The organism is Pseudomonas sp. PSB18 (genome assembly GCF_014596565.1).
Lineage (GTDB): Bacteria > Pseudomonadota > Gammaproteobacteria > Pseudomonadales > Pseudomonadaceae > Aquipseudomonas.
Genome location: NZ_NOIN01000012.1, coordinates 100,781 through 117,269, shown reverse-complemented (window position 1 = coordinate 117,269; position 16,489 = coordinate 100,781). Strand labels below are relative to the sequence as shown.

General features: G+C 60.4%; 9 protein-coding genes. 8 read left to right on the top strand and 1 reads right to left on the bottom strand.

The window, feature by feature from the left end; all coding sequences use genetic code 11:
- Positions 1 to 119: 119 nt before the first annotated feature.
- The 8 genes from CGA22_RS23440 to CGA22_RS23405 all read left to right on the top strand — a co-directional run bounded on the left by CGA22_RS23440 (position 120) and on the right by CGA22_RS23405 (position 14,591).
- On the top strand, positions 120 to 2,411 hold the full coding sequence (locus CGA22_RS23440) for an EAL domain-containing protein (RefSeq protein ID WP_041022697.1): 2,292 nt from the start codon (positions 120 to 122) through the stop codon (positions 2,409 to 2,411).
- Positions 2,408 to 4,282 (top strand): putative bifunctional diguanylate cyclase/phosphodiesterase, encoded by a 1,875-nt coding sequence (locus CGA22_RS23435; RefSeq protein ID WP_041022698.1) that lies wholly within the window; start codon positions 2,408 to 2,410, stop codon positions 4,280 to 4,282. Before CGA22_RS23440 ends, CGA22_RS23435 begins: the two co-directional genes overlap by 4 nt.
- Positions 4,283 to 4,318: 36 nt before the next feature.
- Positions 4,319 to 5,278, top strand: coding sequence for a cytochrome-c peroxidase (locus CGA22_RS23430; protein WP_041022699.1), 960 nt, complete (start codon positions 4,319 to 4,321; stop codon positions 5,276 to 5,278).
- A complete protein-coding gene (locus CGA22_RS23425; RefSeq protein WP_041022700.1) occupies positions 5,275 to 7,077 on the top strand; it encodes a DAHL domain-containing protein in 1,803 nt (600 codons plus the stop codon). Before CGA22_RS23430 ends, CGA22_RS23425 begins: the two co-directional genes overlap by 4 nt.
- Positions 7,074 to 8,480, top strand: coding sequence for an ATP-binding protein (locus tag CGA22_RS23420; protein WP_041022701.1), 1,407 nt, complete (start codon positions 7,074 to 7,076; stop codon positions 8,478 to 8,480). The genes CGA22_RS23425 and CGA22_RS23420 overlap by 4 nt, the downstream gene beginning before the upstream one ends.
- Positions 8,481 to 8,735: 255 nt before the next feature.
- Entirely contained in the window at positions 8,736 to 10,355 is a 1,620-nt protein-coding gene (locus CGA22_RS23415) for an FMN-binding glutamate synthase family protein (protein WP_041022702.1), read from the top strand.
- Positions 10,356 to 10,708: 353 nt separating this feature from the next.
- On the top strand, positions 10,709 to 12,277 hold the full coding sequence (locus CGA22_RS23410; protein ID WP_223194908.1) for a glucan biosynthesis protein: 1,569 nt from the start codon (positions 10,709 to 10,711) through the stop codon (positions 12,275 to 12,277).
- A 25-nt stretch (positions 12,278 to 12,302) separates the two neighbouring features.
- The gene (locus CGA22_RS23405) at positions 12,303 to 14,591 is read left to right on the top strand and encodes a glycoside hydrolase family 3 N-terminal domain-containing protein (RefSeq protein ID WP_223194901.1); all 2,289 of its coding nucleotides are present in this window, start codon (positions 12,303 to 12,305) and stop codon (positions 14,589 to 14,591) included.
- Positions 14,592 to 14,659: 68 nt separating this feature from the next.
- Here CGA22_RS23405 and CGA22_RS23400 read toward each other — a convergent pair whose 3' ends face one another.
- Positions 14,660 to 16,081 (bottom strand): amino acid permease, encoded by a 1,422-nt coding sequence (locus CGA22_RS23400; RefSeq protein WP_041022703.1) that lies wholly within the window; start codon positions 16,079 to 16,081, stop codon positions 14,660 to 14,662.
- Positions 16,082 to 16,489: the final 408 nt, after the last annotated feature.

Sequence of the window (16,489 nt, the reverse complement as noted above, 5' to 3'; positions counted from 1 at the left end):
ATCAGACGACTATGCTGTACCCCATGAAGGGCCAAGTACAGGCCAGAATACTCATGCCAGCGAAAGGGATATCAGATGTACCCACGGTTCTGTAGTCAGCATCACCTCGGTGCACGGCCATGAGTCTGCCCCTGGAAAAAGCCAATCGGCGAATCCTGATTGTCGACGACACCCTGACCATCCATGAGGATTTTCGCAAGATCCTCAGCCCCCAGGCACCTGCCGAAGATAACCTGAGCAGTGCCGAAGAGGCCCTGTTCGGCGCACCGGTCGCGGTCGCTACCCAGAGTTTCGTGCTTGATTCGGCCTTCCAGGGCATGGAAGCCTTGAACAAGGTCGAGACAGCGCTGACCCAAGGGCTTCCCTATGCCATGGCCTTCATCGACATGCGCATGCCCCCTGGCTGGGATGGCCTGGAAACCATCGAACGGCTGTGGCGCGCCGACCCCAAGCTGCAAGTGGCGCTGTGCACCGCTTACTCGGATTACTCCTGGGAAGACATCGCCGACCGCCTCGAACTGGGCGACCGCCTGCTCATCCTGAAAAAGCCCTTCGACGCCATCGAGATCCGCCAGATGGCCAGCACCCTGACCGTCAAATGGCAGATGACCGAAGACGCGGCGCTGAAGATGGACATGCTCGAACAGGCCGTGGAGGAACGCACCCGGGAACTGGCCGACGCCAACATCATCGTGCAGAACAGCCCGACCATTCTCTATCGTCTGCGCGGCGAACCACCGTTTCCGTTGATGTACATCTCCCACAACATCACCAAGTTCGGTCATGTCGCGGCGCAACTGGTCAACTCACCGGACTGGGCGCAGGCGCTGATCCATCCCGATGACCAGTCCAAGATCGACCAGGCCATGGTCCGGGTACTGGATCGGGACATGGCCGGGGCGTCCATCGAATTCCGCATGCGCACCGGCGAGGGTACGTGCCGCTGGGTGGAGAACCGCTACATCCCGGTGCGCAACGAACAAGGCCTGTTGCTGGAGGTGGAAGGCATCATCCTGGATATCACCGAGCGCAAGCTGGCCGAGGAAAAAATCGCCCTGCTGGCCCGTACCGACGGCCTGACCGGGCTGGCCAACCGCGCCACGGTGATCGAACGGCTGCACCAGGCATTCGCCGCTGCGCGCCGGGGGGCGCCGGCGTTCGCGATGTTCTACCTGGACCTGGACCATTTCAAGCGGATCAACGACACCCTGGGCCATCCCATCGGCGACCTGCTGCTGCAGGAAGTCGCCGCGCGCATCAAGGGCTGCACCCGGGAAAACGACGTGGTCGCGCGCCTGGGCGGCGACGAGTTCGCCATCCTGCAACTGGATGTCCACGAACCCACCCAATGCGCCGCCCTGGCGGCCAAGATCCGCGACACCCTCGTGGCGCCCTACTCCCTGGACGGCAACGACGTACGGATCTCCGTGAGCATCGGCATCGCCCTGTACACCCCAGAAAGCCAGAGCGCCGACAGCCTGATGGCCCAGTCCGACATGGCCCTGTATCGCTCCAAGGAAAAAGGCCGCAACCAGTACCACTTCCATAACGAGGAGATCAACCAGGAGGTGACAGACCGGGTCGCCCTGACCAACGACCTGCGCCAGGCCATCGAGAACCACGAGCTGCACCTGCATTACCTGCCGGAAGTCGACCTCGGCACCGGCAAGATTCTGGGCATGGGCGTGCAGGTCCGCTGGAAGCACCCCGAACGGGGTTGGCTGGAGCCGTCGGCGTTCATGCCGGCGGCCGAAAAAACCGGGATCATCATTGCCCTCGGACATTGGGTACTGGACCAGGCCTGCCAACAGATGCGCCAGTGGCGCGACCAGGGCATGGCGCCGCCGGTGATCGCCCTCGACCTGTCCCTGACCCAGCTCAAGACCGGGCCGGAACTGATCTACGACGTCTTGCGCACCACCGCCCGCTGGGAGCTGGCCCCCTGGGACCTGCGCTTCGATGTCACCGAAGCCACCCTCGCCCAGACCAAATGGACCCACAACGACGTACTGCCGCGCCTGTGTGAGCTGGGGGTTCAGGTGGCCATCGATGATTTCGGCACCGAGTACTCCTCGTTCGATTACCTCAAGACCTACCGGGTCAATCATCTCAAGCTCGCCCAGCGCCTGCTCGACAGCGCCAACGACGACCCTGACAACGCCATGACCCTGCGGGCGATCATCAACTTTGCCCGGGACGTGGGCATCGGCATCATCGCCGAGGGCGTCGAGACCCAGGAACAACGCACCACATTGATGTCCACCGGCGGAGCGATGCAAGCCCAGGGGCATTACTTCAGCACGGCGGTGGACAGCGGCCAGGCCGCCGAACTGCTCAAGGCCGGTACCATCGTTCCCGTGGTGGATCACTGGACCCGGCCGGCGAGCCAGCTATCGGAGAGCAACCCATGAACCCCATGTCGGTACCTGCCAACCGGCGGATCCTGGTGGTGGACGATACACCGGCCATCCATCAGGACTTTCGCAAGATCCTCAGCCCCGGCAACGGCGGCGATGATTCGCTGGACGATACCGAGAGCCTGTTGTTCGGAACGCCCCAGGTCAGCCGACTGCAATTTCAGATCGACTCGGCCTATCAGGGTGAAGAAGCCCTGGAGCTGGTCAAGCGCGCCCAGGCCGAAGGCCAGCCCTACGCGCTGGTGTTCGCCGATATGCGCATGCCGCCGGGCTGGGACGGCCTGCAAACCATCGAGCGCTTGTGGCAAGCCGACCCGCGCTTGCAAATCGCCCTGTGCACGGCCTTCTCGGATTACACCTGGGAAACCATGGCCGAACGCATCGAGTTCGACGATCAACTGCTGATCCTGAAAAAACCCTTCGACACCCTGGAAATCCGCCAGATGGCCAGCGCCATGACCTGGAAATGGCAACTGGCCCAGGATGCGGCGAGAAAAATGCGCAGCCTGGAGCGCACGATCGAGGAGCGGGTCCAGGAATTGCTCAAGGTGTCCCACCTGCTGCAATACGACGTGCTCACCGAACTGCCCAACAGCATGTTGCTCGGTGATCGCCTGACCCAGGCCATGGCCCAGTGCCGGCGCCATGACCGGCAACTGGCGGTGATGTTCATCGGCCTGGATCGCTTCAAGCGCATCAACAATGCCCTCGGCCATCCGGTGGGTGATGAAATGCTCAAGCGCGTGGCCCGTACGCTGGCGACGGTGGTGCGTGAATCCGACTCAGTGTTTCGCTACGGTTCCGATGAGTTCGTGGTGGTGCTGGGGGACATCGCCGACCCACAGCAGATCAAGGGCGTGGCGGAAAAACTGCTGGCAGCCATCAACTCGCCCCAACCCATCGATGGCCATGACCTGAGCGTCACTGCAAGCCTGGGAGTCAGCGTGTATCCGGCCGACGGCTTCGACGCCGTGGCGCTGATCAAGAAAGCCGAGACGGCGATGCGCAACGTCAAGGAAACCGGCCCCAACGACTACCGTTTTTTCACCGAAGACATGAACCGTCGGGCCCGACAGCAACAGACCATCGAATCCGGTTTGCGACTGGCCCTGCAACGCAAGGAGTTCGTGCTGCATTACCAGCCCAAGCTGGACCTGCGCAGTGGCAAGGTGGTCGGCGTCGAGGCTCTGGTGCGCTGGAACCGGCCGGGTCAGGGACTGGTCCCTCCATCGGATTTCATCCCGGTGGCCGAGGACAGCGGACTGATCGTGCCATTGAGCCAATGGGTGCTCCAGGAAGCCTGCCAGCAAGCCTGCACCTGGCAGGCCCAAGGCATGCGGCCGCTGTACCTGTCGGTCAACGTCTCGGCCATCGACTTTCGTCAACGCGGCTTCGTCGAAGGCATCGCCCGCACCCTCAAGGAAACCGGACTGGATCCGACACAGTTAGAACTGGAGATCACTGAAAGCGTGTTGATGCAGAACATCGATACCACCGTCGCCATCCTCAAGGCCATCAAGCAACAGGGGATCCGGCTGGCCATCGACGACTTTGGCACCGGCTATTCGAGCTTGAGCTACCTGCAGAAATTTCCGGTGGATGTGCTGAAGATCGACCAGTCATTCGTCGGCGACCTGAGTATCGACAGTAATGACGCCAAGCTGGTGAGCACCATCATCAACCTCGGCAAGGGGCTGAACCTGCACATCATCGCCGAAGGTGTGGAAACCCTTGAGCAGCTGGAGTTTCTCCAGGCCCACCAGTGCGAGGAGGCCCAAGGCTACTATTTCAGCAAGGCAGTGGAACCGCTGGCCTTTGTCCAGTGGATGGCCGAGTGGGAGCGACGTCCGAATCCGTTTTCGTGAAACACCCATCAATCAAAAGATTCAAGGAAGCATCCGATGGCGTCATCTGGACTGTTACTCGCTCTCGGCCTGCTCATGGGCTTGGGCGTGGCTGCTCACGCCGCTCCACTGGACGAGCCGCTCAAACCGCTGCCCCCCGTGCCGGCCCTGGACCCCAAGCGCGTCCAGCTGGGCCAACGGTTGTTCTTTGACCCACGGCTGTCGGTCAACAACACCCTGTCCTGCGCCAGTTGCCATCACCTGGACAAAAGCGGCGCCGACGACAAACGGTTTTCCCTGGGGTTCGATGGCAAACCGGTGGAAGTCAATACGCCCACCGTGTTCAATGCCAGCCTGAACTTCCACCAGTTCTGGGACGGCCGCGTCGATACCCTGGAAGACCAGGTGCACGCCGTAGTGATCAGCCCCACCGAAATGGGCAATACCTGGGAAGCGGTGGTCAAGCGTATCGCCGAGGATCCGGGCTATGCCAAGGATTTCGCCAGCGCCTATCCAGACGGCGTCACCCAGCCTAACATCCAGGGTGCCCTGGCCGATTTCGAGCGCACCCTGCTGACGCCCAACTCGCGCTTCGACCAATACCTGCTGGGCAACACCGACATTCTCAGCCCTCGGGAAAAGTTCGGTTACCAGCGCTTCAAGGAATATGGCTGCATCGCTTGCCATCAAGGCGTGAACATTGGCGGCAACATGTTCCAGAAGTTCGGCGTCATGGGCGACTACATCGGGGACCGGGGCAACCCCACCCATGTCGATGAGGGTCGCTTCAACGTCACCGGCGACGATGCCGACCGTCAGGTTTTCAAGGTTCCCAGCCTGCGTAACGTGGCCGTCACCGCGCCGTATTTCCACGACGGGTCCGCACCGACCCTCGAGCGCGCGGTGGAAGTGATGTTCAAATACCAGTTGGGCCGTGAGCCCTTGAAGAACGATACGGAGCTGATCGTCGAATTCCTCAAGACCCTGACCGGCGAACACGAGGGCAAGCCACTATGAAGGCCCTTCGCCGCTTCGGCCTGTTCGTCATCGGCGCCCTGCTCGCCTCGGTCCTGCTGTTCATGTACGTCAATTCCAGTGCCCAGCAGGCTGCTTCGTACATCGAGTCCCGGGACCTGATCCGCCTGCTCAAGCAGCAGGACGCCATCTGGGACAACGAAGTGCTCAAATCCCGGGTCGCCCTGAGCCACAACTACGACCCGCTGGTTTCCCCGCTGCATGAAATGTCACGTCTTTGGCAACGCCTCGACGCCATTGAATCGGAGCCGGGTCGCCATGCGCCCTCGCTCTGGGAGACCCAGCGCGACGACTACCTCAAGGCTATCAAGGAAAAGACCCGCCTGGTGGAACAGTTCAAGTCCCACAATGCGGTGCTGCGCAATTCCCTGGCGTTCCTGCCCACCGCCGAGGACGACATCCAGGCTGAGTTCGCCCAGCTGTCCGACGAGGACAAACTGCAGTTGCAGAGTGTCGCCATCGACACCTACGACCTGCTGCTCAGCAGCATGGAGTTCTCGCTGCTCACCACCCGCGAAATGGCCGCCGAGGTCCTGCTTGGCCTGAACCGCCTCGATGTCAACAAGGAGCGCCTGCCGGTGGGCCTGCATGACTCCATCGACATCCTGAGCCGGCACATCGCCCTGATCCTGCGAGAGCAGCCGCGGGTCAACGAGTTGCTGGAGGGCATCGAAGCTGTTCCCGTCTCCGATCATCTGGACACCATCACCCAACTGATCGAGAAGGACCAGGAAATAGCCGCCAGCAAGTATCAGCGCAATCACGTGTACCTGCTGGTGTTCGCCACCCTCCTGGTGTTGATATTGATCTGGCTGGCCATCCGGCTGATACGCAGCTTTGCCGAGATCAAGCGCGTCAACAAAGCCCTGCAAACCGCCAACGACGAACTGGAACAACGGGTCGAAGAGCGCACCCGCCAGCTCAAGGATACCCAGAGCGAGTTGATGGACACCGCCCGCCAGGCCGGCATGGCGGAAATCGCCACCAACGTGCTGCACAACGTCGGCAATGTGCTCAACAGCGTGAACATCTCCGCTGACCTGGTCAGTCGCAAGTTGCGTAGCAGCAAGTCCCTGGGGTTGGGCAAGGCAATGAGCCTGATCAACGACCACGCCCATGACCTGGGGCACTTCCTCAGCGAAGACGAGAAAGGCAAGCTGCTGCCCGGTTATCTCAACCAGTTGGTGGAGGCCATCGCGGTCGAGCAGCAGAGCCTGATCGATGAATTGACCCAGTTGAGCAAGAGCGTGGACCACATCAAGGACATCGTCTCCACGCAGCAATCCTATGCTGGAGCCAACAGCCTGGTGGAACCGCTGGTGGTCAGCGAACTGCTTGAAGATGCCCTGCGCATGAACTCCGGCGCCCTGACCCGGCACCATGTGACGGTGATCAAGGAGTACGGCAACTTGCCGCGGATCATGGGCGACAAGCACCGCTTGTTGCTGATCCTGATCAACCTGATCAGCAACGCCAAATACGCCATGGCCGGGGTCTCGAATCATGCGCGGAACATGACCCTGAGTGCGGCGGTCGTAAATGACGAAACGTTGCAGATCAGCGTCAAGGACGAGGGTGAAGGTATCCCGGAAGAAAACATGACACGTATCTTTGCCCACGGTTTTACCACACGCAAGGAAGGCCACGGGTTCGGCCTGCACAGCTGTGCAACGGCTGCCATCGAAATGAACGGCCGCCTCACTGCCCACAGTGAGGGACCCGGCAAGGGAGCGACGTTTGTGCTGCACGTACCCCTGAAACTCGCGGAAGACGATTCATGAACAATTTAAGTAACCGGCGCATCCTGTTGATCGACGATACGCCCGCCATTCATGAGGATTTTCGCAAGATTCTCACCCCCGAGGACGACAGCAACGCCGACCTGCAGGACATGGAAAGCGCGCTGTTTGGCGAAGCACCGAAACCGGTCGGCACGGTATTCGAGCTCGACTCGGCCTATGGCGGCCAGGAAGGCCTGAGCAAATTGCAGGCGGCGCTGGCTAAAGACCGCCCGTATGCCCTGGCTTTCGTAGACATGCGCATGCCCGAGGGCTGGGACGGTGCCAAGACCATCGAGGAACTGTGGAAGTGCGACCCGCAGTTGCAGGTGGTGGTGTGCACGGCCTACTCGGATTATTCCTGGGACGAACTGCTGGATCGACTGAACGGCCACGACCGCCTGCTGATCCTGAAAAAGCCCTTCGATAACATCGAAGTCCAGCAGATGGCCAACACCCTCACCACCAAATGGGAAATGACCTCCCGCGCGCAACTGAAAATGAACAAACTCGAAGAACTGGTGCAGCAACGCACCCAGGCCTTCAAACAGGCCAGTACCTTGCTGCAGATGGAAATCGACGAGCGCAAGATGCTGGAAACCCAACTGGTGCAATCGGAAAAACTCGCGTCGCTGGGGCAACTGGCAGCCGGCGTGGCCCACGAAATCAACAACCCCATCGGTTTCATTTCTTCCAACCTGGGCGCGCTGGACGGCTACTTCAACAAGTTGGAGGAAATGCTCCTGGCCTACGGCAACGCCGAGGAAGCCATCGCCTCGCCGGAGCTGGTGTTGTACCTGACCAAGCTGCGCGAGCAGGTGGAGCTGGACTTTCTGGTCGAGGACATTCCGCTGCTGATCAAGGAATCCAAGGACGGCATCGCCCGGGTCGGACAGATCGTCAAGGACCTGAAGGACTTCTCCCGCGTGGACTCCAACCAGGAATGGCAGATGGCGAACCTGCAGCAGGGCATCGATTCGACGCTGAACATCGTGGCCAACGAAATCAAGTACAAGGCCGATGTGGTCAAGGAGTACAGCCCGCTGCCAGAAGTCGAATGCCTGCCGTCGCAAATCAATCAGGTGATCATGAACCTGATCGTCAACGCCGCCCAGGCCATTGGCCCCGAACGCGGCACCATCACCCTGCGCAATGGCGTCGACGGCGACACCGTATGGATCGAAGTCGCCGACAACGGCTCGGGCATCCCGCCGGAAACCCTGCAAAAAATCTTCGACCCGTTCTTTACCACCAAACCCATCGGCCAGGGCACGGGGCTTGGACTGTCGTTGTCCTATGGCATCGTGAAGAAACACAACGGCGAGATCACCGTGCGCAGCGAAGTGGGGGTGGGCACGACGTTCCGGGTCGAGTTGCCGGTGCGGCAGATGAAGTTGGCGGGGTGACATCGATTTATCTGTGAAAGAGTGACCGTGTGGCGAGGGGATTCATCCCCTCGCCACAGATAAGCCCTCAGCACATGAAATCCTCTCATCACCGGTTGCCCAGCGTTTCGCCACCAGCGCAAAATGCCCCGATCCCCGTGGCGAGGGAGCTTGCTCCCGCTCGGGTGCGAAGCAGCCGCCTTCGGGATCGCTTCGCAATCCAGCGGGAGCAAGCTCCCTCGCCACAGCCCTTCGCCCCTACCCCAAGGAAACTGCATGAGCCTGTCTCTACTGAGCCGTTACGCCTTCTTTGCCGGCTGTGTGCTGTTCACCCTCGCCAGCCTGCCGTTCCTTGCGCATGACTGGCTCTGGCCGATCGCGCTGGTGACAGGCCTGCTGAGCCTGCTGGGGTTGTTCGACCTGCTGCAAAAACGCCACGCTGTGCGACGCAACTATCCGATCCTGGGCAATATCCGCTACCTGGTCGAAGGCATTCGCCCGGAGATCCGCCAATACCTGCTCGAATCCGACAGCGACGCCCTGCCCTTCTCCCGCGCCCAGCGCTCACTGGTGTATTCCCGGGCCAAGAACGAAAGCGCCGACAAACCCTTCGGCACCCTGATCGACGTCTACCAGGCCGGTTTCGAATTCATCGGCCATTCCATGCGCCCGGCTCCGCTGAGCGACCCCAGCGGTTTTCGCGTAACCGTCGGCGGCCCGCAGTGCACCCAGCCGTACTCGGCCTCGGTGTTCAACATCTCCGCCATGAGCTTCGGTTCCCTGAGCGCCAACGCCATCCGGGCATTGAACCAAGGGGCGAAGCTCGGCAACTTCGCCCACGACACCGGCGAAGGCAGCATCAGCCCCTACCACCGTGAACACGGTGGCGACCTGACCTGGGAGCTGGGCAGCGGCTACTTCGGCTGCCGCACACCGGACGGCCACTTCGACCCGGAGCGTTTCGCCGCCCAGGCCCGCACCCCACAAGTACGGATGATTGAGATCAAGATGAGCCAGGGCGCCAAACCCGGCCACGGCGGGATTCTGCCCAAGCACAAGGTCACCCGGGAAATCGCCGAGACCCGCGGCATCCGCATGGGTGAGGATTGCATTTCACCGTCCTGCCACAGTGCGTTCTCCACCCCCATCGAGTTGATGCGGTTCGTACAGCAGTTGCGTGAGTTGTCCGGTGGAAAACCGGTGGGCTTCAAGTTCTGCCTGGGTCATCCTTGGGAGTTCATGGGGATCGCCAAGGCCATGCTGGAAACCGGCATCCTGCCCGACTTCATCGTGGTGGACGGCAAGGAAGGCGGCACGGGCGCCGCACCGGTCGAGTTCACCGACCACATCGGCGCGCCGCTGCGCGAGGGCCTGCTGTTCGTTCACAACACTCTGGTGGGGCTGAACCTGCGGGACAAGATCAAGCTCGGCGCCAGCGGCAAGATCGTCAGCGCCTTCGACATCGCCAGCGTACTGGCCATCGGTGCCGACTGGGCCAACGCCGCCCGGGGCTTCATGTTCGCCATCGGCTGCATCCAGTCGCAAAGCTGCCACACCAACAAATGCCCCACCGGCGTCGCCACCCAGGACACCTTGCGCCAGCGCGCCCTGGTCGTCCCGGACAAGGCCCAGCGGGTCTACAGCTTCCACCGCAACACCCTCAAGGCCCTGGCGGAAATGCTCGCCGCCGCCGGCCTCGAACACCCTTCGCAGTTGCAACCCAAGCACCTGGTTCGACGGATGTCCGCGACCGAGATCAAGCTGTTTTCCCAGTTGCATGTGTTTCTCAAACCGGGGGAGTTGCTGACGGGCGAGGTCAATGGCGCGTTTTATTCGCGGATGTGGCAGATGGCGCGGGCGGACAGTTTTGAGCCTTTGGAGGTGGGGGTTGCGTAACCGTTAACGGAGCCCCCAGGCTAATACCAGTCAGTTAAGGATCAAACGGCGCAAAGTCTGTGGGAGCAAAGCTTGCTCGCGATAGCGACAGGCCAGTCAACATTGTTGCTGACTGATTTACCGCCATCGCGAGCAAGCTGTGCTCCCACAGTTTGTGACTTAACTGACTGGCATTAGCCCCCCCATGCCTCTATCAGCCGAGGTTTCGGACCTCTCCACCTGTCAACTCTGACAGTAGACGGCTGCGTCCCTGCAATTGAACATCCCCTCAGATGTTCAATTGCAGGGACGATACCGTGTTGACCCGCCGTGATCTCGTGAGCTTCACCTCGCTCTGTGCAGCATTGGCCTCGTTGCCCCTGCCTACCCCCGCGTTTGCCAGCGACGTGACGCCCGACACCTCGACTCCCTTCAGCTTCGACACATTGATCCTGCTCGCCGAAGCAACGGCGCTCAAACCCTATGTCAAGTCGACCGCCATCCCCGAGCACCTACTGTCGAACATCGATTACGAGGCGTTGGAGAAGATTCGATTCGACAGCACACGTGCGCTTTTTGCCAACGGGCCCGGCCTGTACCCCATCACCTTCTTCCATCTCGGAGAGTTCTTTCGTATTCCGGTCAAAATACACGTCGTCGCCGGCGGCGTCGCCCTTGAAATCCCTTACAACAAATCACTCTTCGATATGCCCACCGACAGCCCGGCCCAGGCACTGGCCTCCAATATAGGATTTGCCGGTTTGCGTTTTCAGGAAAGCCGTCTGGGCAAGCAAAAGGATCTTGATTGGAAGCAGAACGATTGGGCGGCGTTCGTCGGAGCCTCCTATTTTCGGGCCATTGGAGAGCAGTACCAATACGGTCTTTCAGCACGGGGAATAGCGCTGAATGTCGCACAGGCGGGCATGGCCGAAGAATTCCCGGACTTCACCCAATTCTGGATCGAGACACCCACCGACGATCGCCAAGCCAACATGACGCTGTATGGGTTGCTTGAAGGCCCCAGTCTGTGTGGTGCCTATCGCTTTGTGTTGAACCGCACCAAGGGTGTGCTGATGGACGTCGAGGCGGCGCTGTTTCTACGCCAGAATATCGATCGGTTCGGTATCGCACCGCTGACATCAATGTATTGGTTCGGCGAAACGACCAAGCCCGCCGCTCTCGACTGGCGTCCTGAAGTGCACGACTCTGACGGATTGGCGCTATGGACAGGAGCGGGTGAACATATCTGGCGACCGCTTAACAACCCCTCGCGCACCATGGCCTCCGCATTTTCCGATAATAATCCCCGAGGTTTCGGGCTGCTCCAGCGAGATCGCTCTTTCGACCATTACTTGGACGGGGTGCACTATGAACGCCGTCCCAGCTTGTGGGTCGAGCCATTGGGGGACTGGGGAGCCGGCAGCGTACAGTTGGTGGAAATCCCGACTGACGATGAGATTCACGACAATATCGTCGCAATGTGGGTCCCCAAAGAGCCCGCCGAGGCTGGTAATCAATACCGTTTCAAATATCGGCTGCATTGGCTGTCCGAAGAACCCTATCCCTCCAGCCTCGCACGCTGCGTGGCAACACGCCTGGGGAATGGAGGCCTGGCGGGCCGGCCGCGACCCAAGGGCGTACGCAAGTTCTTCGTCGAATTCTCAGGCGCGCCGCTGGAAAAACTCTCCCCGAGCGAAAGACCCGAAGCCGTGCTCTGGGCCTCCAGAGGGACGTTTTCGAATATTTTTTCGGGAATAGTCCCAGACGGACGAGCCGGTCGCTGGTACGCGCAATTCGATTTGAGTGTCGAGCCGGGCGAGCCGGTCGAAATGCGCCTGTATCTGAGCCTCGAAGGCGAGACGCTTACCGAAACCTGGCTTTACCAGTACCACACCACCGAACCTCCATCAGCCGCGAAGAAGATGTATCCGGTGCCCACCTGACGTCGCCTGCGAAGGGTCCGACACCATGAACCATCTTTTTATAGCCACCCTGGTTGGTACACTGCTTGTCATGATCGGATTGGAACCCACAAGCGGCGATAACGACCCGGATAGAAATAAGAGGGTCTTTATCGAACAGTTGATTGGGCAGATGACGCTCGAAGAAAAAGCCGGCCAATTGACTCAACTGGGCATGCAACTCACGGCCACTGGCCCGATGATCGACACCAAAGGCCTGCGCCTCCCTGACGTCGCGGATGTTGGTTCGGTGCTCGGAGTGTATGGCGCGGAAAACACCCGAAAAGTACAGCAGCAGGCCGTGCAAGGCTCGCGTCTGCATATTCCACTGTTGTTTTCCTTCGATGTGATCCATGGATTCCGCACCGTCTTCCCCGTGCCGTTGGCCGAGGCATCGGCCTGGGATCCGGACCTGTCGCGACGTACCGCAAGGGCAGCCGCCGTAGAAGCAACGGCCGCAGGTGTGCATTGGACCTACGCCCCCATGGTGGACATCACCCGGGACCCCCGTTGGGGGCGAGTGGTCGAAGGTGCCGGTGAAGATCCATTTCTGGCCTCAGCGCTGGCGGCTTCACGCGTCCGCGGCTTTCGCGGTGAGGACGCTCCCAATACGGAGAAGATGCTTTCTACCGCCAAACATTTCGTCGGTTACGGTGCCGCGGAAGGTGGGCGTGACTACAACACTTCCGATATATCCGAACGTACGCTCGAGGAGGTCTATCTCACGCCGTTTCGTGCCGCGGTACAGGCTGGCGTCGATGCGATCATGCCGGGATTCAACGAGGTAAACGGTACCCCCATGCACGCCAGCCAACGATTGCTGAAGGATAAACTGCGCAAGGAGTGGGGGTTCCAAGGGCTCGTCGTCGGCGATTTCGCCGGTATCCATGAACTGATCCAGCACGGCGTCGCTTCGACGTCCCAAGCGGCCGCCCTGCGGGCCTTCAATGCGACAGTCGATGTGGACATGGTCGGTGTCGACTACGTTTCCCAATTACCGGCTTTGATACGTAGCGGTCAGGTTCCAGAGGAGCGGTTGAACGATGCAGTACGACGGGTGCTACTGGCAAAACAGCGGCTGGGGTTATTCGAAGATCCTTATCGCTATAGCGATCCGGCCCGAGAGCGGGCTCTACTTCTGACCTCTCACACCCGTGCGCTGGCACGGGAAGCCGCGCAAAAATCCATTGTGTTGCTGAAAAACGACCGAGCGTTGCTGCCGCTGTCTAAAAATCTGCGCAAGCTCGTCGTCGTCGGCCCCCTGGCAAACGATGCGCAATCGACATTGGGCCCCTGGTACGGAGATGGACATGCCGAAGATTCGATCACCGTCCTGGAGGGTATAAAGCGCGCTGTATCACCCGCAACGGAGATTAACTACCTGCCCATGGGTTCTCCTGAGAACAGCGACATTCCAGTCATGAAGGAAATTGAACAGGTGACGAGCGACGCCGACGTGATCGTCGCCGTGCTTGGCGAAACCGGAGACATGAGCGGTGAAGCCCGCAGTCGCACCTCCCTCGGCTTGCCTGGAACGCAGAATGCGTTACTCGGGGAACTGACCAACACGGGCAAACCTGTGGTGGTCATACTCATGAATGGCCGGCCACTGACCCTCCCCGCCGTGGACGAACAAGCGCCTGCGATTCTCGAAACCTGGTTTCTGGGTTCGGAGACGGGCCACGCGGTTGCCGACGTGCTGTTTGGCGATATTAACCCCAGCGGCAAGCTTCCCATCACATTCCCACGATCGGTGGGACAGATTCCGATTTACCACGCCCATAAAAATACCGGACGGCCACCGAGCATAACCAACCCGTATGCCTCCGGATACCTGGATGAACAGTGGACACCACTCTATCCATTCGGCCACGGCCTGAGCTACACCACGTTCACCTATGAAACCCCGATCCTCAGTAAACAGCGGTTGGCCTTCAATGAAACGCTGAACGTACAGGTGAACGTTCGCAACAGCGGTCAACGAGGCGGTGACGAAACGGTGCAGTTGTATTTGCGCCAGAATGTCGCGAGCGTCACACGGCCCGTCCGCACGCTACGTGGTTTCTCCAAGGCGCCAGGGGAAACAAAAACCGTAGGGTTCACGCTCGATCAAGACGACTTCGCGTCGCTCGATACCGATTATCTACCGGTTGTCGAGTCCGGGACATTCACGGTATACGTCGGAGGTAGCTCCGCCACTGATAACCAGGCCAGTTTCGAAGTGACATCAGGGACACACCTGAACGAACAACGCTCGGCCATTCCACGGTGGCTGCGGGAGACGTCATTGCGTTAGCGCTCGATCATTCGGAATCGAGCGAGGCTACCGTCAAGCCTGACAATAGCCTCGCCGGATCTATCACCTCACTGAACCGAACTCACCGCACCTTGCGCCTCACCCGTCGGCTGCAACTTGAAGGTGTAGAACAATACCGTCAACAGCACCAGAAACGCCGGCCCCACATACAGCGCCACCCGTGTATCCGGGAAGTACGCCATCAGCCCCACCACCAGCACCAGGAAGGCCAGCGCCAGGTACGAGCTGACCGGGTAAAGCCACATGCGGTATTTCAGGGCGGCACGCTCGGAAGCGCTGAGGCCTTTGCGGAATTTGAGCTGGGCCAGCAGGATCATCACCCAGGTCCAGATCGCCCCGAAGGTGGCGATGGAGGTCACCCAGACGAAGACTTTTTCCGGCACCAGGTAATTGAGCAACACGCCCAGCAGCAACGCGGCAATGGACAGCAGCAACGCCCGGCGCGGTACGCCGTTGGCCGAGGTCCTGGCAAAACCGGCCGGGGCCTGGCCGTTCTGCGCCAGGCTGTAGAGCATCCGCCCGGTGCTGAAGATGCCGCCGTTACAGGACGACAGCGCAGCGGTGATCACCACGAAGTTGATGATGCCGGCGGCGGTCTTGATGCCCAGGCGCTCGAACGTCATCACGAAGGGGCTGCCCTGGGTGCCGATCTCGTTCCACGGGTAGATCGACAGGATCACGAACAACGCGCCGACATAGAACAGCAGGATCCGCCAGAACACCGAACCGATGGCGTTGGGGATGGTTTTCTGAGGGTTCTTCGCCTCACCGGCGGTCAGGCCGATCATCTCCACGCCCAGGTAGGCGAACATCACCATCTGCAGGGACATCAATACACCCTGCACCCCGTTGGGCATGAACCCACCATGGGTCCAGAGGTTGGAAATACCCAGGGCCACGCCGTCGTTGCCGAATCCGAAGGCGATGATGCCGACGCCGCCGATGACCATGGCGATGATGGTCACGATCTTGATCAGGGCGAACCAGAATTCGAACTCGCCGAAGGCCTTGACCGCGATCAGGTTGATCGAGCCCATGCTGACCAGTGCGGCCAGGGCCCAGATCCAGCGGGGCACGTCGGGGAACCAGATGCCCATGTACACCGCCACCGCGGTGATTTCCGCCACGCAGGTCACCAGCCACAGGAACCAGTAGTTCCAGCCGGTCAGAAAACCTGCCAGCGGGCCGAGGTAATCCTGGGCATAACGGCTGAACGAGCCGGCCACCGGATTGTGCACGGCCATCTCGCCGAGGGCGCGCATGATCACCAGGATCGCCAGGCCGCCGATGATGTAGGACAGCATGATCGCCGGACCGGCCATTTCGATGGCCTTGGCCGAACCGAGAAACAGCCCGACCCCGATGCAGGCGCCGAGCGCCATCAGGCGGATATGCCGTTCGCCGAGTTCACGTTTGAGCGGACCGCCCTGAGCGGTCTCGCCAGGGGGCAGATGATTGCCGACAGGCATAGGGATACAACTCCGTTTTGTTATTGGATTATCCACCGGGTTCCCAAGGCCACAGGCCGATAAGCCTGCCACCTTGCCGAAACCGGGCCTGCCTCGTGGACAGACCGTCCCGCAAACCAGAACGTCAAGATCGGTGGGTCGTGCAGTATAAAAAGCCAAGGATAGAGAGTTTCACTGTAAAACTTTGGAAATTCAGGGATAAGCCGCAGCAAAAGTGGGCTTTTTGGAGATGTATTGACTGGGTTTACAAGGGGTTTATGAGCACCGCCCCCCCTGTGGCGAGGGGATTTATCCCCGTTGGGCTGCGTAGCAGCCCTGAAACCTGCTGATTCGGTGTGTCAGACAGATTGAGTGCTTTGGGGATGGGGCCGCTGCGCAGCCCAGCGGGGATAAATCCCCTCGCCACAG

Excerpts from the sequence above, each read along its gene's own strand:
- CGA22_RS23400 (WP_041022703.1), bottom strand. The coding sequence starts at position 16,081 with ATGCCTGTCGGCAATCATCTGCCCCCTGGCGAGACCGCTCAGGGCGGT.
- CGA22_RS23405 (WP_223194901.1), top strand. The coding sequence starts at position 12,303 with ATGAACCATCTTTTTATAGCCACCCTGGTTGGTACACTGCTTGTCATG.
- CGA22_RS23430 (WP_041022699.1), top strand. The coding sequence starts at position 4,319 with ATGGCGTCATCTGGACTGTTACTCGCTCTCGGCCTGCTCATGGGCTTG.
- CGA22_RS23440 (WP_041022697.1), top strand. The coding sequence starts at position 120 with ATGAGTCTGCCCCTGGAAAAAGCCAATCGGCGAATCCTGATTGTCGAC.
- CGA22_RS23415 (WP_041022702.1), top strand. The coding sequence starts at position 8,736 with ATGAGCCTGTCTCTACTGAGCCGTTACGCCTTCTTTGCCGGCTGTGTG.
- CGA22_RS23420 (WP_041022701.1), top strand. The coding sequence starts at position 7,074 with ATGAACAATTTAAGTAACCGGCGCATCCTGTTGATCGACGATACGCCC.
- CGA22_RS23425 (WP_041022700.1), top strand. The coding sequence starts at position 5,275 with ATGAAGGCCCTTCGCCGCTTCGGCCTGTTCGTCATCGGCGCCCTGCTC.
- CGA22_RS23435 (WP_041022698.1), top strand. The coding sequence starts at position 2,408 with ATGAACCCCATGTCGGTACCTGCCAACCGGCGGATCCTGGTGGTGGAC.